Source organism: Brucella anthropi ATCC 49188 (assembly GCF_000017405.1).
Lineage (GTDB): Bacteria > Pseudomonadota > Alphaproteobacteria > Rhizobiales > Rhizobiaceae > Brucella > Brucella anthropi.
Map to the genome: position 1 here is coordinate 898,137 of NC_009667.1, position 18,712 is coordinate 916,848.

Sequence of the window (18,712 nt, forward strand, 5' to 3'; positions counted from 1 at the left end):
ATGCGCAGCGGAGTATCGGTTGCAATACTGCGCTGCGCGCCGTCAACACGAGGTTCCTATTCGATCAGCAGCGCATCGTCATCGAGCGTCTGGCCGCGCACCTTGCGGAACATTTCGATGAGGTCTTCCACACCCAGCGTCTTGCGCTTGTCGCCGGTCACGTCGAGCAGGATCTTGCCGCCATGCAGCATGATCGTGCGGTCGCCATAATCGAGCGCCTGCCGCATGGAATGGGTGACCATCAGCGCGGTCAGCTTATTCTCGGCAATCAGCGTCCGGGTCAGTTCCATCACGAACTCGGCCATGCCGGGATCAAGCGCTGCTGTATGCTCATCGAGCAGCAGTACTTCCGAACCGGAAAGCGTCGCCATGATCAGTGACAGGGCCTGACGCTGGCCGCCGGAGAGAAGCTCCATGCGGTCCTGCATACGGTTTTCCAGCCCCAGATTGAGGCTCGCCACACGCTCGCGAAACCATGCGCGACGCTTGGAATTGAGCGCGTGGGTGAGGCCGCGCGTCTTGCCGCGCGAAGCAGCCAGAGCGAGGTTTTCCTCGATTGACAGTGTACCGCAGCTGCCTGCCAGCGGATCCTGGAACACGCGGGCGACAAGACCGGCCCGCTCGGCAGTGGGCTTGCGGGTCACATCCTTGCCACTGATGACCACTTTGCCAGCAGTGGGGATCACATCGCCTGCAAGAACGCCCAGCATCGTGGATTTGCCTGCGCCGTTCGACCCGATGACCGTGACGAAGGAACCCTGGTCCATGGTCAGGTTGATCTTGTTCAAGACCTGCTTTTCGAGCGGAGTGCCGCGACCGAACACGACATCGAGATTGGAAAGTTCGATCATGCCGATGCTCCTCCGCGACGCAGGCGCGGCAATATCAGGGCGAAGGTAACGAGAAGGGCGGTGGCAATGTTGAGATCGGATGCCTGCAGGCCAAGAATGTCACCATTCGAAAGCGCAAACTGGATGGCGATACGATAGATGATCGAGCCGAGCACACAGCCAATCAGGATCACCAGAATGAAACGGCTGCGCAACAGCGTTTCACCGATGATGACCGCTGCAAGGCCGACCACGATGGTGCCGACGCCCGAGGTCACATCGGCAAAGCCGTTTGTCTGCGCGAAGAGCGAGCCACCGAGCGCCACCAGTGCGTTCGACAGCGCCATGCCAAGATAGATCTGCCTGTCGGTACGAACGCCCTGTGCACGCGCCATTCTCGGATTGGCGCCGGTTGCGCGCATGGCAAGACCCATATCGCTTTCCAGAAAGCGCCAGACGACAAATACCGCAATGGCGACCAGCACGAAAAGGAACAGCGGACGTACATAATATTCGGGAATGCCGTGACCGAAGAACGGTGTCAGCATGGTGTCCTGATTGATGAGCGCGATGTTGGGACGCCCCATGACGCGCAGATTGACGGAGAACAGCGCGATCATGGTCAGGATAGATGCGAGAAGATTGAGAATCTTGAAACGCACGTTCAGCGTCGCGGTTACAAGCCCGGCAGCAGCACCCGCAACCATGGCGATGGCTGCCGCCAGCCAGGCATTCATGCCCGCCAGGATTAGTACACCGGTTACGGCAGCGCCCAGCGGAAACGAACCGTCAACCGTCAGATCGGGGAAATCGAGGACGCGGAACGCCAGATAGACGCCGATGGCTACAAATGCGAAGACGAGGCCCAATTCGACCGCACCCCAGAAGGCGATCTGACTCACAATGTCATTCCTTGTTTCTCGCCGTGACCAAAACGAAAGACTTGCACATCAACGCATCGTCAATCGTCGCTTTACGGAAATCGGGATTCCGACTGTTCCGCTCGGCCAGCTTCAGTCACGACCGGTTTTGTTTTGAGTTCGTCCGCCAGCTGTCGAGCTGTACCAGACCATTCCCCGGTTGTTTATGCGAAACCGCATTTTTGCGGCTTTATATCTCAGGCGGGATACAACCCACAAGTTCCAGTGTGCAAGCAATATCGCCGGGCGAGCCCCGAAATGCGCCACTTTGTGGGGCAATTGCAACATAGGGCATTCCCGCCTGATTTCTGCCGTTGGAGATGTTCCATCTATTTTTAACGTGCATCTTATCCGAAAACCGGTTCCCACTTTTCGGGATGCGCTCTAGTGGTCTGATTCCGACATTTGCATCCCTTGGATATGAGCGCTGGGCAAATGTCGGAAGCAAAAAGACCACTAATAACTTTATGAATCTAGTGGATTTTTCGAATTTGACGTTTGAGACGAGATTTGTATCGGACGGGTATCAAACGTCAAATTCAATCCACTAGCAAAAAGGCGAAGCCTTTTGAGGCTTCGCCTTTCTTTATCTTGGTTTCGAGTTTTATCAGTCGATCTTGCTGGTCGCGCGGTCGATAACAGCCTGCGGGAATTCGACGCCCATCTTCTTGGCAGCGCCGAGATTGATGACGAGATCGGTTCCCTTGGCGATATCGACAGCGATATCGCCTGGCTTTTCACCCTTGAGAATCTTCACCACGACGGCACCGGTCTGCTTGCCGACATCGTAATAGTTGAAGCCGAGGGCAGCGAGTGCACCGCGCTTGACCGAATCCGTGTCTGCAGTGAAGAGCGGCAGCTTGCTTTCTTCAGCAACGCCGACGGCGCTTTCCAGAGCCGAAACGATGGTGTTGTCGGTCGGAACATACATGGCGTCCGCACGGCCGACGAGGGCGCGCGCTGCACCCTGAACTTCAGCCGACTTGGTGGCAGCCGATTCAACGATTTCGATGCCTTCGGCGGAAGCTGCTTCCTTCAGTGCGGCCAGAAGCGACACGGAATTGGTTTCACCGGAATTGTAGAGATAACCGAGCTTCTTGATGTTCGGCATCACTTCCTTGATGAGCTTGATATGCTCTGCCACCGGCGACATGTCGGAAAGACCGGTCACGTTGCCGCCCGGCTTTGTCATGTCCTTGACGAGCTGCGCGCCGAGCGGATCGGAAACAGCGGTGAACACGACCGGAATATCGCGGGTTGCCGAAACGACAGCCTGTGCCGATGGCGTGGAGATCGGAACGATCACATCCGGGCCTTCGCCGACGAACTGGCGGGCGATCTGCGCTGCAGTTGCCGGGTTGCCCTGTGCGGATTGATAGACGAATTTGAGATTTTCGCCTTCCTTGTAGCCCGCTTCGGCCAGCGCATCCTTCACGCCGTCGCGCGCGGCGTCGAGGGCCGGATGTTCAACGATGGCGGTTACGGCGACGGTTACGTCTTTTGCCTGTGCCGAGGTGGCAATGGCCGTTGCGGCCAGCAAGGCCAGAAGCATAGAACGCATGAAAATCTCCCCTGTTTTGGTGCGTTGCTTATCGGCAAACACCTTTTCTCCAATAACCTCAGATTGAAGGTTTATCCGCCAGATTTGAGGCTTAATCGGGTCCGGATAGACTGTCAACGTGTGGGGTAATCTGTCAGGCAGCCTGTCCGGCAACCTGTCCGGATTGAACACGATATGCCCGCAACAAAAAGCGGCTCGAATTCTGACGGGGTTCAAATGCTGAACACTGTGTTCAGCACCCTTTCAATCTGGCGGCGCGCCGCCATATTTGGCGATAACAATTATCTTTTGCCCGCAATCAGGGAACATCATCATGAAGAAAATCGGCTTTCTTTCCTTCGGTCATTGGTCGCCATCGCCGCAATCGGGAACCCGTTCCGCAAGCGATGCGCTTCTGCAATCGATTGACCTTGCTGTTGCCGCCGAGGAACTGGGCGCGGACGGCGCCTATTTCCGTGTGCATCATTTTGCGCGCCAGCTTGCCTCGCCTTTTCCGCTGCTTGCAGCAGTTGGCGCCAAGACGAGCAAGATCGAGATCGGCACGGCCGTCATCGACATGCGGTATGAAAACCCGTTCTATATGGTTGAAGATGCAAGTGCTGCGGACCTGATCTCCAAAGGCCGTCTGCAGCTCGGCATTAGCCGCGGCTCGCCGGAACAGGTGATCGATGGCTGGCGTTATTTCGGTTATGCGCCGGAAGAGGGCAAGACCGATGCCGATATGGGGCGCCAGCATGGCGAGGTGTTCTTCGAAGCGCTGAAGGGGCAGGGCTTCGCCCAGCCAAATCCGCGCCCGATGTTTCCGAATCCTCCCGGTCTGCTGCGCATTGAGCCGCATTCGGAAGGTCTTCGGGATCGCATCTGGTGGGGTGCCGCCTCGGATGCGACAGCGATCTGGGCGGCAAAGCTTGGCATGAATTTGCAAAGCTCGACCCTGAAGAAGGACGAGTCAGGCGAGCCGTTGCATATTCAGCAGGCCAAGCAGATCCGCGCCTATCGTGAAGCCTGGAAGGAAGCCGGACATACGCGCACGCCGCGTGTTTCGGTGAGCCGCAGCATCTTCGCGCTGGTTGATGATCGCGACCGGGCCTATTTTGGTGGCGGAAGCAACGAGCAGGATTCCATCGGCTATATCGAGGAAGATCTGCGGGCGGTCTTTGGTCGGTCTTATGCGGCTGAACCGGATAAGCTCATCAAGCAACTCGAAAAGGATGAGGCGATTGCTGAAGCCGATACGCTGCTTCTCACGGTGCCGAACCAGCTTGGTGTCGACTACAACGCGCATGTAATTGAGTCGATCCTCAAGCATGTTGCGCCAGCACTTGGCTGGCGCTGAGTACTCTTAAAGACAGGCGGTGCAGGCATGTCTCCTGAAAGTGGAAACCGGTTTCGGGAGACATGCGCAGAAATAGACCGTCGCCTGTTTTCATTCCACGCCGTAAATCGCCAGAAGCTGTTTCATGCGGCTGATGGCGAGGTCTGGCTGGTCGAGCACATTGGCCTGATCGGCGAGACGGAATATGTCGGCGTAATGCAAGATGCCGCGCGCTGACTGCATTCCGGCTGGCATGGTGAAATGGTTCTGGTGACCGTTCAGCCAGGCCAGGAACACGACGCCAGCCTTGTAATATTGTGTCGGTGCTTCAAAGATTTTCCGTGATAGCGGCACTGTTGGCTCAATGATGGCGCGGAAGCGGGCATTGTCGCCTGCGGCGAGTGCTGAAAGCGCGCTGGATGCCTGTGGTGCAACGGCATCGAAAATGCCGAGTAGCGCATGACTGTGCTTGTTTCCGTCGCCTTCGATCAGCGGCGCATAGTTGAAATCATCGCCCGTGAAACAGAGCACGCCTTCCGGCAGGCGGTCGCGCAGTGCGATCTCGTAGCGCTCCTCCAGCAGCGAGATTTTGATGCCTTCCACCTTGTCGCGATGGGCTCCAATGATGTCGATTACCGTATCAAGCGCATCGTCGAAATTTTCCGAACCCCAATAGCCTTTAAGCTGCGGGTCGAACATATCGCCCAGCCAGTGCAGCACGACCTTGTCGCGGGCTTGACCGAGAATTCGGCCATAGACCTTGGCATAATCGTCGGGTGATCTGGCGATGCGCGCCAGGGCACGGCTTGCCATCAGGATGAAACGCCCGCCATGCTTTTCGATGAACCCAGCCTGTGTCTCATAGGCCTTGATCACATCATCGAGGTTTTTTGCATCGGCGGGATCAAGGTGGTCAGTGCCTGCACCGCTCGCGAGATCAGCACCCGCTACGGTCTTGCTGTCTGCCAGCGAACGGCGGATCAGTTCCTGCGCACCTGCCCAGTTCAGTCCCATGCCGCGCTGTGACGTATCCATCGCTTCCGCGATCTTGAAACCGAGGCTCCACAGATGATGCCGGAAAGCCATTGTCGTGTCCCAGTCGATCGCCGGGTCGTTCCATGGACGGGCATCTTTCAGCGGATCGGAAACCACATGCGCTGCTGCATAGGCAATGCGATTGAACTGCGGCGGGTTTGCTGGACGTGAGGTTGGTGTCCCGGTCAGCGTGTAGGAATGCAGGCTTCCCTTGCTATCCGGCAATGTCACTTGATGGTTGCTCATACCCTTATCGTTCCTCCGCCTGAATATCTGATTGTTAGTTTAGAACGTTCCAAATGACAATCCGGCCAAAAATTAAGGCAGAAATGTGATTTGCGTGATTTTAGGCAAAAAGTACACGCTTTCGCAGAAAATGCGTCCAGAAACCGGCTTTCAATTGTGGCGAAGCGAAGGAAAATAGCTGCTTCCGCCTCCGCTCTTGACAGTATTGGAACGTTCCAATTAAATCAGCAATCGAAATCGGAGCAGGGTATGAGCAAGAACAGCGTCACCGTTATCGATATTGCGCGCGAGGCAGGCGTGTCGAAATCGACTGTCTCGCTGGTGCTGCGTGGTAGTCCGCTTGTTCATGCCGAAACCCGGGCCAAGGTGCAGGAGGTAATCGAGAAACTCGGTTATGTTTATAACCGTTCGGCTGCCAATCTCCGTCAGGCGAAATCGAAAATCATCGGCCTTGTGGTCAATGACCTGACCAACAGCTTCTTTGCCGAGCTGGCAGTTGGTGTTGATCGTGTCATGCAGTCGGCGGGTTATGTGCAGTTTCTCGCCAACACGGCGGAAAGCATTGATCGTCAGCGCGAAGTGATTGCCTCGATGCGTGAACATGGCATTGCCGGGCTGATCGTTTCGCCAGCGCGTGGAACAGAGGCTAATGATCTGAAACCACTGGCAAAAAGCGGCCTGCCGGTTGTACAGATGGTGCGCGATGTACCGGGATCGGGCGTTTCTTCCATCGTTTCGGACAATCGCGGCGGCGTGGCAAAGGCGGTCGAGCATTTGGTGTCTCTGGGGCACAGCGTTATCGCTTTCATGGGCGGTTATGCGGATACCGCTGTTTTTGCTGAAAGAGTTGCGGGCTATCGTGCGGGACTTGAGCAGGCGGATATCCTGTTTGATGATGCGCTGGTCTTTACCGCAGCACCTTCACGTGCGGGCGGTGTGGAAGCGCTGGAACAGATGCTGCGGCATGGCATGAAACCGACCGCTGCGGTGTGCTTCAACGATGCCGTGGCTTTTGGTGTCTGCGATGGTTTGCGCGCTGCAAATCTGGAGCCGGGCCGGGATTTTGGCGTGGTTGGTTTTGACGATGTGATCGAAGCCAAGACCGCTGTTCCGGCGCTGACGACGGTATCTGTCGATCCGCAAGGTTTGGGAGAACGTGCGGCGCAGCTCTTGCTGAAACAGATCAATTCGGAACGGGTGGAGGCGGAGGCGCAGCGCTTGTCGGTGCGTCTTGCGGTGCGTGCAAGTTGTGGTGCGCCGTTCAAAAATGAGGAGAAATTCGCATGGCAAAGTGGGGCCTTATAGGCGCAAGCACCATTGCAAAAGAATGGGTGATCGGAGCCATTCGCGCCACCGGTGGCGAAGTCGTTTCCGTTTACAGCACCAATGCTGAGCGTGGCGAAACCTATGCCCGCGAAAACGGCATTGCCCGTTCCGTGACAAGCCTTGAAGCGCTGTTGTCCGATCCGGAAATCGACGCAGTCTATATCTCCACCACCAATGAATTGCATCGCGATCAGGCGATTGCCGCCGCAAAAGCTCACAAACATATTCTCTGTGAAAAGCCGCTGGCTCTGACGATTGGCGACGCGCATCAGATGCTGAAAGCCGTGCGTGAAGCGGGCGTTGTGGCTGGCACCAACCATCATTTGCGCAATGCTGCAAGCCATCGCGCCATGCACGATGCAATTGCCAAGGGCAAGATCGGCAAGGTGCTGGGCGCGCGGGTTTTTCATGCGGTTTATCTGCCGCCGCATTTGCACGGCTGGCGCATTGAACGCCCTGACGCGGGCGGCGGTGTGATCCTCGATATTACCGTGCATGATGCCGATACATTGCGCTTTGTGCTGGGTGAAAACCCAGTCGAGGCCTTGGCTTTCAGCCAGCAAGGGGGCCTCAGCGGCGAAGGACTGGAAGATGGCGTGATGGGCGTTTTGCGCTTCTCCTCCGGCGTCATCGCTCAGTTCCACGATGCTTTCACCACCAAATATGCGGAAACCGGCTTCGAGGTACATGGCAGCGAAGGCTCGCTTATTGCACGCAATGTCATGACGCAAAAGCCGGTCGGGACCGTCATTCTGCGTGACAAGGATGGCGAACACGAATTGCCGCTCGATCAGAAAAATCTCTACGAAACTGCCTTGCAGGCTTTCCATAATGCCATCGCTGGCAAGGGCCAGCCATCGGCAACATTGGAGGACGGCATCTGGTCGCTGGCGACCGGGCTTGCTGTGCTTGAGGCCGCAAAGACCGGCAAGGCTACCGCCGTTCATTCAGGACTTTGAGAATTATGAGCAAACATATTTCCTTTGCGGAAGCAGCTGCCCTTATTCCCGACAACGCTGTCGTTTCGGTCTCTTCATCGAGCGGTCTTGGCTGCCCGGATATGATGCTGAAAGCGATTGGTGAACGGTTTGATGAAACCGGTCATCCCCAAAATATCACCACACTGCACCCGATTGCTGCGGGCGATATGAGTGGCATCAAGGGTGTCGATTACATCGCCAAAAAAGGGCTTCTGAAAAAGATCATCGGCGGTTCCTATCCGTCAGGGCCGTCGAGTGCCGAGCCGCCGCTGATCTGGCAGATGATCACCAATAACGAGATTCCGGCCTATAATATCCCGTCCGGCATTCTGTTCGACATGCATCGCGAGGCGGCTGCCAAGCGTCCGGGCGTGCTGACCAAGGTGGGGCTTGATACCTTCGTTGATCCCAAGCGTCAGGGATCGGCAATGAACGATAAGGCGCGCGAAGAGCCCGTCGTCAAACAGGTCAGTTTTGAAGGTGAAGACTGGCTCTATTTCCCCAATATCGTGCCGCATGTGACGATCATCCGCGCCACCACGGCCGATGAACGCGGCAATCTCACCTATGAGCATGAGGGTGCTTATCTTGGTGGGCTGGATCAGGCGCTGGCTGCGCGCAACAATGGCGGTATCGTCATTGCGCAGGTCAAACGCATTGCCAAGGAAGGCACGCTGAAACCGCATGATGTGCGCGTGCCGGGCGTGCTGGTGGATTATATCGTGGTTGATCCCGATCAGAAGCAGACCACACAGACGCTTTATGATCCGGCAATTTCCGGCGAGATTTTCCGTCCGCTTGATACATTCCGCTTGGCCGAATTCAATATTCAGAAAGCGATTGCGCGGCGTGTCGCACAGGAGTTGCAAGCGGGAAGTGCGGTCAATCTTGGCTTCGGCATTTCCGCCAATGTGCCGCGCATTCTGCTGGAAGAGGGCCTGCATGGCGCGGTGACATGGGTGATCGAGCAGGGTGCTGTTGGCGGCGTGCCGCTTCTCGATTTTGCCTTTGGCTGTGTATCGAATGCTGATGCCTATATGCCGTCACCCTATCAATTCACCTATTTTCAGGGCGCTGGCTTCGACGCCTCGCTCTTGTCCTTCCTTGAGATCGGACGCGACGGCTCAGTCAATGTGTCGAAGCTGTCATTCCGTCCGCATGTGACGGCGGGAGCAGGTGGGTTTGTCGATATTACTGCACGAGCCAAAAAGATTGTCTTCTCCGGCATGTTCAATGCAGGGGCGAAATTGTCGGTCGCTGACGGTAAGCTGGTGATCGAGAAGGAAGGCAAGCTCAAAAAGCTGGTGAATGAGGTTGAGCATGTCACCTTCTCCGGTCCGCGCGGTGTCGAACAGGGACAGGACATTACCTATGTCACCGAACGTGCGGTTCTGAAGCTCACGCCAGAAGGCATTGTGCTGACCGAGATTGCGCCGGGTGTGGATTTGCAGACGCATATTCTTGATCAGGCTGAGTTTCCGCTGATCGTTTCGGATCAGCTTAAAATCATGGATGAAGCCTTGTTCCGCGACGAGCCGATTGGCCTCACGCTGCCGCAAAAGCCTGCTCGAAAGCTGGAGGCTTAAATGGCCCAACGGATAGAAATCTCGATCGAGAACCACATCGCCGTCATGACGATCAAGCGGCCCGAAAAGCTCAATGCGTTTGATATCGAGCTTTTGCAGGAATTGTCTGCCGCCTGTGACCAGGTGGAAGCGGACAGCAGCGTGCGGGTAGCGATCCTGACCGGTGAGGGCAAAGCCTTTTCCGCCGGTGGTGACATCAAGGCATGGGGCGGCATGGAACCGCAGGAATTCGGCCATGCCTGGGTGCGCTATGGGCATCGTGTATTCGAACGTCTGGCGACTTTGCGTGTACCCTTGATCGCCGCGATGAACGGTCATGCTTTGGGCGGCGGGCTGGAACTAGCAGGCGCCGCCGATATTCGCATTGTCGAACGACAGGCAAAAATCGGCCTGCCGGAAACCTCGCTCGGCATGATCCCCGGCTGGTCGGGCACACAGCGTCTTGTGCGCCGTTTTGGTGCGCAGATCGTGCGCCGCATGGTGCTGGGCGGTGAAATGTTCACAGCGGACGAAGCGCTGTCGCATGGGCTGGTGGATGCTGTGGTGGAGACGGGTGCAGCCTTGCAGGCGGCGCAGGACTATGCGGCGCGGGTGGCCAAGCGCGGACCGGCTGCGCTGGAAATTTCCAAACTGATGCTGTCGGTCGCCAATGGCGAGGATAGTGGCACGGCAGTCGAGACGCTGGGGTCCATCCTTGTCGCCAAGACCGATGATCTGAAAGAAGGCGTGCGCTCGTTTACCGAAAAGCGCGAAGCAAATTTTGAAGGAAAATGGTGATGAGCGTAGTCGTAAAACCGCAGCCGTTGACCGGGCTGGAAGTCCGCGAATTCTCCATGCTGATCGATGGAAAATGGGTGGGCAGTGAAAGTGGCCAAACGATTGAACGTGTGGCGCCCGGCCATGGAGTGACGGTGAGCCGCTATCCGGCCGGCAACAAGGCCGATGTGGAACGCGCTGTTGCGGCTGCGCGCAAGGCTTTTGACGATGGGCGCTGGTCGTCTAAAACCGCATCGCAGCGTTCGCTGATTTTGCTGAAAGCCGCCGATCTGATTGAAGCGCGGGCGGAAGAGCTGGCCTATCTCGATGCGATTGAAGCCGGCAAACCAATTTCTCAGGTGCGTGGCGAGATAGCAGGGTCGGTCGATATCTGGCGCTATGCGGCAGCGCTCGCACGTGATCTGCATGGTGAAAGCTATAATACGCTGGGTGATGGCACCCTTGGTGTCGTGCTGCGCGAGGCAATTGGTGTCGTTTCCATCATCACGCCGTGGAATTTCCCGTTCCTGATCGTGGGTCAGAAGCTGCCATTTGCTTTGGCAGCGGGCTGCACGGCAGTCGTAAAACCTTCGGAACTCACATCCGGATCGACATTGTTACTCGGCGAAATTCTGGCCGAAGCAGGCGTCCCGGACGGTGTTGTCAACATCATCACCGGAACGGGCGCTGATGTCGGTCAGCATATGAGCACGCATCCGGATGTTGATATGGTTTCGTTCACCGGTTCAACCGGCGTGGGCAAGCTGACCATGGCCAACGCGGCACAAACGCTGAAAAAAGTATCGCTGGAGCTTGGCGGCAAGAACCCGCAAATCCTGTTTCCTGATGCCGATATGGATGCCTTTATCGATGCTGCCGTTTTTGGCGCATGGTTCAATGCAGGCGAGTGCTGCAATGCCGGTTCGCGGCTCATTGTGCATCGCTCGATTGTCGATGAGATTGTCGGGCGCGTGGCTGATCTGTCGAAGAAAGTCATCGTTGGTGATCCGCTCGATGTCAGTACGCAGGTTGGCGCGATCATCACGCCGCAGCATTTGACAAAGGTTGGCACCTATGTCGATCAGGCCAAAAAGGCGGGTGCTGCAATTGCCCACGGTGGCGATGTGCTGGATCTCGGCCTTGGCCAATATATGGGGCCGACCATCATTGCGGGCGTGAAGGCCGATATGGCCGTGGCGCGTGAAGAAGTGTTCGGGCCGGTTCTGTCGGTGCTGTCTTTTAATACGGTGGATGAGGCAATTTCGATTGCCAATGCGGTTGATTATGGCTTGTCGGCTGGCGTGTGGAGCCGCGATTTCGATACCTGCATGACCATCGGACGCAAGGTGCGGGCAGGTACTGTCTGGATGAACACCTTCATGGATGGCACGCCGGAACTGCCTTTCGGCGGTTATCGTCAGTCGGGTCTGGGCCGCGAGCTGGGCCGTCATGCGGTGGAGGACTATACCGAAACCAAGACGCTCAACATGCATATCGGTGCGCGCACCGGCTGGTGGATGCCACAAGGCAAGTAAGGAGTGACGGCTTTGGGAGGACAGCCGGATATCGTCATCATCGGATCGGGTATCGGCGGCGCGAGCATAGCCGCTGGTCTTGCCGCATCAGGTGCGGACATTCTTATTCTTGAGGCAGGAGAGCGCTTGCCGGACAGGCCGGAAAACCGCGACCCGCGTGCCATTTTCCAGCGTGGATTTTTTCGCCCGAAAGAGTTCTGGTATGAGACCAACGGTACGCCGTTTAATCCCGGCAATTATTACAATGTCGGTGGCAATTCCAAGTTCTTTGGCGCGGTGCTGATCCGCTATCGCCGCGAGGATTTTGCCGAGATGGCGCATCTGGAAGGCGTATCTCCGGCATGGCCATTTGCCTATGACGAGCTTGAGCCGTGGTATAGCCGTGCCGAACAGCTGTTTCAGGTGCGGGGCGAACTGGGCGATGATCCGACCGAACCGGAACATTCAAAGTCCTATCCCTATCCGGCGATCCGTGACGAACGACCAATGGCCGATGTGCGTGCGCGGTTGAAGAAAGCGGGGCTTCACCCGGCTTCCCTGCCGCTTGGGGTTGATATTGATCGCTGGTTGGCCAAGGCAAAGACACCATGGGATGCATTTCCCAATAGCGATGACGGCAAGATGGATGCGGAATCCTGTCCGTTAGCACTTGCGCTCAAACATCCGAATGTCCGGCTGGAAGCCTCGGCGCGGGTAACGAAGCTGGAAACCGGACCGGATGGCAAAACCATCACAGCGGTTCATTATGTGAAGAGTGGCGAGACGCTGATTCTGCGCCCAAAGCTCGTTATTCTCTCAGCCGGTGCGGTGCAGTCGGCTGCGCTTCTGCTGCGCTCAGGCCTTGCCAATCGTTCCGATCAGGTGGGCCGCAATTTCATGAACCACAATTCCAGCGCGGTGATCGCTTTCGACCCGCGCTATCGCAACGATTCCATCCACCAGAAGACCTTCGGTTTCAATGATTACTATCTGTCGGATGGAGCAGGCGGACCGCCGCTCGGCAATGTGCAACTGCTTGGCCGTGTGTCGGGTGAAATCCTGAAAGCCAATATGCCCCGCGTGCCGGAATGGCTGCTGACTCGCGTTGCGCGTCATACGATCGATTTTTACGCGATGAGCGAAGACCTGCCATCGCCTGAAAGCCGCGTGACAGTTGATGGCGACCGCATCATTCTGCATTGGGTGCGTTCCAACTGGAAGGCGCATCTGATGCTGGTCGATAAGCTCAAATCCGCGCTCAGGCAGGCAGGTTTTCCGGTGGTGCTGTCGCGGGCTTTCGACCGGCGCACGCCATCGCATCAATGCGGCACGGTGCGCATCGGTAACGACCCGGCGACCGCGCCGCTTGATCCTTATTGCCGCGCTTATGACCATCCAAATCTCTATGTGGTCGATGCGTCGTTCCTGCCGACATCGGCGGCGGTCAATCCGGCGCTGACCATCGCCGCGCAGGCTTTGCGCGTGGCCGACAGTCTTAACCGGGAGGTGCTGGCATGAACCGTCAAAGACCTGTTGCAGTGGTAACCGGCGGGCGGCGCGGGATCGGGCTTGGCATTGCCCGCACGCTCGCTGCCAAGGGGTTCGATCTGGCGATTACCGACCGTGAGCGTGATGAGGCCGTCATCGATGAATTGCGCGATCTTGGTGGAAGAGTGGCTTTCTTTGAAAGCGATCTGGCTGCCGTTGGAATGCATGAGGCAACCGTCTCCGCGGTGCTGAAGGAATTTGGCGGCATCGATTGTCTGGTCAACAATGCGGGCATGGGCTCGGTTGAGCGCGGCGATTTCCTCGGGCTGAAGCCCGAAAACTTCGACACGATCATGGATGTGAATCTGCGCGGCACGGTGTTTTTCACCCAGGCCGTGGTGAAGGTCATGCTGGCCGCAACCGAAGTGCGTTTCCCACGCAGCATCGTGACGATCAGTTCGGTTTCCTCCGTGATGACTTCGCCGGAGCGGCTTGATTACTGCATCAGCAAAGCCGGATTGACTGCCTTCGTGCAGGGGCTTGCGCTGCGGCTGGCCGAAGCGCGGATCGGCGTGTTCGAGGTGCGCCCCGGCATCATCCGCACCGATATGACAGCCAAAGTTGCCGAGCGTTATGACGGGCTGATCGAAGCCGGTCTGGTGCCGATGAAACGCTGGGGCGAGGCGGGTGATGTCGGCGCGATTGTGGCCGGGCTTGCCGGTGGCGATTTCATTTTTGCGACGGGCTCGGCGATCAATGCTGACGGTGGCCTGTCGATTGCAAAGCTTTAGGAACAGCGTGATGGAATACGATTATATCATCGTGGGTGGCGGGCCTGCCGGTTGTGTTCTCGCCAATCGTCTGAGCGAAGATGCATCGGTAAAAGTGCTGTTGCTGGAGGCCGGTGGAAGCGACTGGAATCCGCTGTTTCACATGCCTGCCGGCTTTGCCAAGATGACCAAGGGCGTGGCGAGTTGGGGCTGGGAAACCGTCCCACAGAAGCACCTGAAAAACCGTGTGCTTCGATACACGCAGGCGAAAGTCATCGGCGGAGGCTCCAGCATCAATGCGCAGATTTATACGCGCGGCAATGCGGCCGATTATGATCTCTGGGCTGGCGAAGACGGTTGCACCGGCTGGGATTATCGCCATGTGCTGCCCTATTTCAAACGCGCCGAAGACAACCAGCGATTCAACGATGATTTTCATTCCTATGGCGGGCCGCTTGGCGTTTCGATGCCATCCGCGCCGCTTCCAATCTGCGATGCCTATATCCGTGCCGGGCAGGAACTGGGCATTCCGTATAATCCGGATTTCAACGGTCGCGAACAGGCGGGCGTCGGCTTTTATCAGCTCACCCAGCGCAATCGCCGCCGTTCCTCCGCATCGCTTGCCTATCTCGCGCCGATCAAAGATCGCAAGAACCTGACGATCCGCATGAATGCGCCGGTACGCAGTATCGAGCTGGAAAAGACCCGCGTAACCGGGGTCACGCTGATGAGCGGTGAGGTCTTGCGCGCCAACCGCGAGGTGATTGTCTCGTCCGGCGCGATAGGCTCGCCGAAACTCCTGCTGCAATCGGGCATCGGCCCTGCCGATCATCTCAAAAAACTCGGCGTCAATGTGAAACATGATCTGCCGGGTGTGGGCGAAAACTTGCAGGATCATCTTGATCTCTTTGTCATTGCCGAATGCACAGGCGATCACACCTATGATGGCGTGGCAAAGCTGCACCGAACACTGGGCGCGGGGCTGCAATATATTCTGCTGCGCTCCGGTCCGGTGGCGTCGAGCCTCTTTGAAACCGGCGGTTTCTGGTATGCGGACCCGGATGCGCGTTCGCCCGATATTCAGTTTCATCTGGGGCTTGGTTCGGGCATCGAGGCAGGTGTGGAGAGGCTTAAAAATGCAGGCGTGACACTCAATTCCGCCTATCTGCATCCACGTTCGCGCGGAACCGTGCGGCTCGCTTCCAGTGACCCGGCTGCGGCACCGCTGATCGACCCCAATTACTGGAGTGACCCGCATGATCGCAAGATGTCGCTCGAAGGTCTGAAGATCGCGCGCGAAATCATGCAACAGGATGCGTTGAAGCCCTATGTCATGGCCGAGCGTCTGCCGGGACCGAAGGTCGTCAGTGACGACGATCTGTTCGATTATGCCTGTGCCAATGCCAAGACCGATCATCATCCGGTCGGCACCTGCAGGATGGGGACGGATGCGATGGCCGTTGTCGATCTTGATCTGAAAGTGCGGGGGCTCGAAGGCTTGCGGGTTTGCGACAGCTCGATCATGCCACGCGTTCCATCCTGCAACACCAATGCGCCGACCATCATGATCGGCGAAAAGGGTGCGGATATTATTCGTGGCCTTGATCCGCTGCCGCCAGTTCTGTTTTCATGGGAGAAGAACGAGCACAAGCGGCGCGCGCGGATTTAGTCCCCGTCAACGACCGGTTCAAAACGCAAATAGCCCACGACATCCGAGCCCTTTCGGTTCGGATTGTCGGATGGGTGGTTCACGCCGTCATTGACCGGAATGACCTTGAAGTCGAAAGGCGAGACGCCTTCGAGACAGGCGGTATTCACACCGAATTGCTGCGGATTGGATCGGCGCTGGTGGAAGGTGTAAATCCCGCATTTCGAGCAGAAATAGTGCTTAGCCGCACCGGTATTGAACGTGTAAAGCGTGAGCGCATCTTCGCCTTCCAGTATTTCAACCCCATTGAGTTCTGCGGAAACGGCGACGGCCCCGCGCATCCGGCAATAGGAGCAGGTGCAGCGCCGTGCTGTGTGCAGGCCATTGGATAGTTTGACGCGAAAACGCACGGTCCCGCAGTGGCACGCGCCATTGGCTTCCTTGATGTCAGGGTTCATTTTCTCTCCTCGCATTTATACGGAAGCTATTTTGTTTTTTGCCGGTTTACCATCGCTGAAAACCTATTAAATTCGTGACCGGGAATACTTCCGGGAGGGATTTGGCATGGGTGAATTTGCAGTCGTCACGGGCGGAAGCACCGGCATCGGAAGGCATCTCGTTTGTGCTTTTGCCGATGCGGGCTACACGGTGGCCTTCAGCTACAAGCACGATGACGAAGCTGCACAATCGCTCGTCGAAGCCATCGAAGAGGCGGGCGGTCAGGCGCTGGGACTTGGCTGCGATGTTGGAAGACGTGTCGAGGTCGAAGCCTTCTTCGATGAGGTCTGCGACTGGTTCGGTGATGCGCCCGATGTGCTGGTAAACAATGCAGGCATCCAGACCTGGGCACCCTTGCTGGAACTTTCCGAGGATGGTTGGGACGATGTCATCCGCACCAATCTGAAAGGCTGCTTCCTCAATACGCAGGCTGCCGCGAAGCGCATGGTGGAGGCCGACAAGGGCGGCGCCATCGTCAATATCGGATCAGGCTGCAACAAGCTCGCCTTTCCGAAACTGGTTTCCTACACGGCATCGAAGGGCGGCATAGAGCAGTTCACCAAGGCTTCGGCGGTGGAGCTCGGGCCGCACGGCATCCGGGTGAATTGCGTGGCCCCCGGCGCGATCCTCAATGAACGCACAGCAGAAGAACAGCCCGACTATGCCGGCACCTGGGCACGCATCACGCCGCTGCGCAGGGTGGGAACAGCGGAGGACATTTCCGGTCCAGTGCTGTTTCTGGCATCCGATGCAGCACGATTTGTTTCGGGTCAGACGATCTGGGTCGATGGTGGCCTGTTTTCACAGGCCAACTGGCCTTATGAAGGGTAACGGATTGCCAGTATTCTGTAATTTTCGCACCAACTGGACGTTCCTCAATCATATCTACCATCTGCTTTATTGATGGGCAGAAATGCTAGCATTTTATCTCGAAAAATTACTTAATACTCAATTAATACTGCCAATGAATTGCGCTTTTCATATCCTTTGTGTTGGTTACGGTTTACTGGCCTTCATTGGAAGGTAAACAATATGGGAGTAATACAATGCACATTGACCTTAAAGATAAAGTATCAATAGAAGCTCTGACGAAGGGGCTTTCTATCACGCTAACGCGACCAGAGTGCACGGATAGCCACTCCACTCTAGGGTATAATGATAAAAATGGTTCGGGCAACAAGCCTGTATAAAAATTTATTTACAGGGGCGATTATTATCGCCCCTTTCGTTTTTAATGGGAGAGGATATGTTGATGAATGCCGTTCAATCTCAGGCCCCAATTTTTTCGATAAGTGTCGAGTATGCCCGCGATTTTGCCTGCAAAAATTTACGGATCGATGACGCTCCCCTCTCGCTAGCCCATACGCGAGACAAATTGGTAATGGGCAGGTTGACCGAACAAGCTTCCCTCTTGTTTGCCGATCTAATTCCCGAAATCCGGCATCAGCTTGATCATCCATTGGTCGGGATCGTTGCTATTGACGTACCGCAAGTGTCTGAAGATGCCACCGTTGATGCAATCGTAGGTTCCTTGATTGCAGTCTCACTTACACAAGCAATTATGCCGAGCTTACCCGATCGTGAGAACAAAACGCCGTTTTCAATTTTTACTGCGTCAAAAGATAATAGTAAGAAGCTAGATCGCGTAGGTATACGCGGCCTCTCTCCTACTGATGTTCTGGATTTTCATTCTGATGGGTCGATTGTCGATGGCAAACTGTCAGTTCCAGACCACATTTCCATTTTTAATGTGTTTATCAACTACCACGATAGAGGCAACTTTTATTGGGTTCCGACGAGCACAATTTCGAGTTTTTCTCATATCATCGAAAAGGTAGGATTGTCGCAGGAATACTGTTTCAGTCTCACTCCCGCTGTTTATGATAACGGCCAATCTGATGTTAAGGTTGTAGATAGGCGCGCAAGGGCGGCAATTTTTACCCGCGCTCTAGACGGTTCAATTACAACTTTTATGAATGGTACTTTTGAAGGTCGGGCTGGTACTAGCGTCGATCAAGCAGAAGACGTCACCGCTGAAATCAAGACAGCTATTTCGACCAATCCGATCCGTTATTCAATTCCGCAGGAAAGCCGGAGGCTTATCCTTCTCAATAATGCGAACGGGTTTCATGCTCGCGATATTTTTGAAAACCCTATGGAAGAATATCCCGTTACCCGAACATATCTGCGAAGCGCTTCCATTGCTGGTAAAGTTGTTGGTCAGATAGTTGAGGACTGA

At 56.2% G+C, this 18,712-nt stretch carries 16 protein-coding genes; 11 read left to right on the top strand and 5 right to left on the bottom strand.

Annotated features, from left to right (window positions below; genetic code table 11):
• Positions 1-56: 56 nt before the first annotated feature.
• From OANT_RS04465 to OANT_RS04475, 3 genes are all read right to left on the bottom strand, one after another.
• A complete protein-coding gene (locus OANT_RS04465) occupies positions 57-851 on the bottom strand; it encodes an ABC transporter ATP-binding protein (RefSeq protein WP_012091078.1) in 795 nt (264 codons plus the stop codon).
• On the bottom strand, positions 848-1,732 hold the full coding sequence (locus OANT_RS04470) for an ABC transporter permease (RefSeq protein ID WP_012091079.1): 885 nt from the start codon (positions 1,730-1,732) through the stop codon (positions 848-850). The genes OANT_RS04465 and OANT_RS04470 overlap by 4 nt, the downstream gene beginning before the upstream one ends.
• 625 nt (positions 1,733-2,357) lie before the next feature.
• Positions 2,358-3,311: an ABC transporter substrate-binding protein gene (locus OANT_RS04475; RefSeq protein ID WP_010657637.1), complete on the bottom strand. Its 954-nt coding sequence runs from the start codon at positions 3,309-3,311 to the stop codon at positions 2,358-2,360.
• A gap of 313 nt (positions 3,312-3,624) precedes the next feature.
• On the opposite strand from OANT_RS04475, the gene OANT_RS04480 reads away from it, so the two are divergent.
• Complete coding sequence (locus tag OANT_RS04480) at positions 3,625-4,647, top strand: LLM class flavin-dependent oxidoreductase (RefSeq protein ID WP_012091080.1); 1,023 nt, start codon at positions 3,625-3,627, stop codon at positions 4,645-4,647.
• A 90-nt stretch (positions 4,648-4,737) separates the two neighbouring features.
• On the opposite strand, the gene OANT_RS04485 is transcribed toward OANT_RS04480, so the two are convergent.
• A complete protein-coding gene (locus OANT_RS04485; RefSeq protein ID WP_012091081.1) occupies positions 4,738-5,907 on the bottom strand; it encodes a dihydrodipicolinate synthase family protein in 1,170 nt (389 codons plus the stop codon).
• A 249-nt stretch (positions 5,908-6,156) separates the two neighbouring features.
• On the opposite strand from OANT_RS04485, the gene OANT_RS04490 reads away from it, so the two are divergent.
• The 8 genes from OANT_RS04490 to OANT_RS04525 are packed head-to-tail and all read left to right on the top strand — an operon-like array spanning position 6,157 to position 15,996.
• The gene (locus tag OANT_RS04490) at positions 6,157-7,212 is read left to right on the top strand and encodes a LacI family DNA-binding transcriptional regulator (protein WP_012091082.1); all 1,056 of its coding nucleotides are present in this window, start codon (positions 6,157-6,159) and stop codon (positions 7,210-7,212) included.
• The gene (locus OANT_RS04495) at positions 7,191-8,192 is read left to right on the top strand and encodes a Gfo/Idh/MocA family protein (protein WP_012091083.1); all 1,002 of its coding nucleotides are present in this window, start codon (positions 7,191-7,193) and stop codon (positions 8,190-8,192) included. The genes OANT_RS04490 and OANT_RS04495 overlap by 22 nt, the downstream gene beginning before the upstream one ends.
• A 5-nt stretch (positions 8,193-8,197) precedes the next feature.
• Positions 8,198-9,799 carry an acyl CoA:acetate/3-ketoacid CoA transferase gene (locus tag OANT_RS04500; RefSeq protein ID WP_012091084.1) on the top strand — a complete coding sequence of 534 codons (1,602 nt, stop codon included), beginning with the start codon at positions 8,198-8,200 and terminating at the stop codon, positions 9,797-9,799.
• Complete coding sequence (locus OANT_RS04505) at positions 9,800-10,576, top strand: enoyl-CoA hydratase/isomerase family protein (protein WP_012091085.1); 777 nt, start codon at positions 9,800-9,802, stop codon at positions 10,574-10,576.
• The gene (locus OANT_RS04510) at positions 10,570-12,090 is read left to right on the top strand and encodes an aldehyde dehydrogenase family protein (RefSeq protein WP_040129067.1); all 1,521 of its coding nucleotides are present in this window, start codon (positions 10,570-10,572) and stop codon (positions 12,088-12,090) included. Before OANT_RS04505 ends, OANT_RS04510 begins: the two co-directional genes overlap by 7 nt.
• 12 nt (positions 12,091-12,102) lie before the next feature.
• A complete protein-coding gene (locus OANT_RS04515; RefSeq protein ID WP_012091087.1) occupies positions 12,103-13,587 on the top strand; it encodes a GMC oxidoreductase in 1,485 nt (494 codons plus the stop codon).
• Entirely contained in the window at positions 13,584-14,348 is a 765-nt protein-coding gene (locus OANT_RS04520) for a 3-ketoacyl-ACP reductase (protein ID WP_012091088.1), read from the top strand. The genes OANT_RS04515 and OANT_RS04520 overlap by 4 nt, the downstream gene beginning before the upstream one ends.
• A 10-nt stretch (positions 14,349-14,358) precedes the next feature.
• Entirely contained in the window at positions 14,359-15,996 is a 1,638-nt protein-coding gene (locus OANT_RS04525) for a GMC family oxidoreductase (RefSeq protein WP_012091089.1), read from the top strand.
• Here OANT_RS04525 and OANT_RS04530 read toward each other — a convergent pair.
• A complete protein-coding gene (locus tag OANT_RS04530) occupies positions 15,993-16,433 on the bottom strand; it encodes a GFA family protein (RefSeq protein ID WP_012091090.1) in 441 nt (146 codons plus the stop codon). The two genes, OANT_RS04525 and OANT_RS04530, sit on opposite strands and share 4 nt — an antisense overlap.
• A gap of 106 nt (positions 16,434-16,539) precedes the next feature.
• Here OANT_RS04530 and OANT_RS04535 point away from each other — a divergent pair, with 106 nt between their 5' ends.
• Both OANT_RS04535 and OANT_RS04540 read left to right on the top strand, forming a co-directional pair.
• Positions 16,540-17,304: an SDR family NAD(P)-dependent oxidoreductase gene (locus OANT_RS04535; protein WP_012091091.1), complete on the top strand. Its 765-nt coding sequence runs from the start codon at positions 16,540-16,542 to the stop codon at positions 17,302-17,304.
• Between the two features lie 415 nt (positions 17,305-17,719).
• On the top strand, positions 17,720-18,712 hold the full coding sequence (locus tag OANT_RS04540) for a hypothetical protein (RefSeq protein ID WP_040129068.1): 993 nt from the start codon (positions 17,720-17,722) through the stop codon (positions 18,710-18,712).

Coding starts and splice junctions, on each gene's coding strand:
- OANT_RS04465 (WP_012091078.1), bottom strand. CDS start 851: ATGATCGAACTTTCCAATCTCGATGTCGTGTTCGGTCGCGGCACTCCG.
- OANT_RS04475 (WP_010657637.1), bottom strand. CDS start 3,311: ATGCGTTCTATGCTTCTGGCCTTGCTGGCCGCAACGGCCATTGCCACC.
- OANT_RS04480 (WP_012091080.1), top strand. CDS start 3,625: ATGAAGAAAATCGGCTTTCTTTCCTTCGGTCATTGGTCGCCATCGCCG.
- OANT_RS04485 (WP_012091081.1), bottom strand. CDS start 5,907: ATGAGCAACCATCAAGTGACATTGCCGGATAGCAAGGGAAGCCTGCAT.
- OANT_RS04490 (WP_012091082.1), top strand. CDS start 6,157: ATGAGCAAGAACAGCGTCACCGTTATCGATATTGCGCGCGAGGCAGGC.
- OANT_RS04495 (WP_012091083.1), top strand. CDS start 7,191: ATGGCAAAGTGGGGCCTTATAGGCGCAAGCACCATTGCAAAAGAATGG.
- OANT_RS04500 (WP_012091084.1), top strand. CDS start 8,198: ATGAGCAAACATATTTCCTTTGCGGAAGCAGCTGCCCTTATTCCCGAC.
- OANT_RS04505 (WP_012091085.1), top strand. CDS start 9,800: ATGGCCCAACGGATAGAAATCTCGATCGAGAACCACATCGCCGTCATG.
- OANT_RS04510 (WP_040129067.1), top strand. CDS start 10,570: ATGGTGATGAGCGTAGTCGTAAAACCGCAGCCGTTGACCGGGCTGGAA.
- OANT_RS04520 (WP_012091088.1), top strand. CDS start 13,584: ATGAACCGTCAAAGACCTGTTGCAGTGGTAACCGGCGGGCGGCGCGGG.
- OANT_RS04525 (WP_012091089.1), top strand. CDS start 14,359: ATGGAATACGATTATATCATCGTGGGTGGCGGGCCTGCCGGTTGTGTT.
- OANT_RS04530 (WP_012091090.1), bottom strand. CDS start 16,433: ATGAACCCTGACATCAAGGAAGCCAATGGCGCGTGCCACTGCGGGACC.
- OANT_RS04535 (WP_012091091.1), top strand. CDS start 16,540: ATGGGTGAATTTGCAGTCGTCACGGGCGGAAGCACCGGCATCGGAAGG.
- OANT_RS04540 (WP_040129068.1), top strand. CDS start 17,720: ATGTTGATGAATGCCGTTCAATCTCAGGCCCCAATTTTTTCGATAAGT.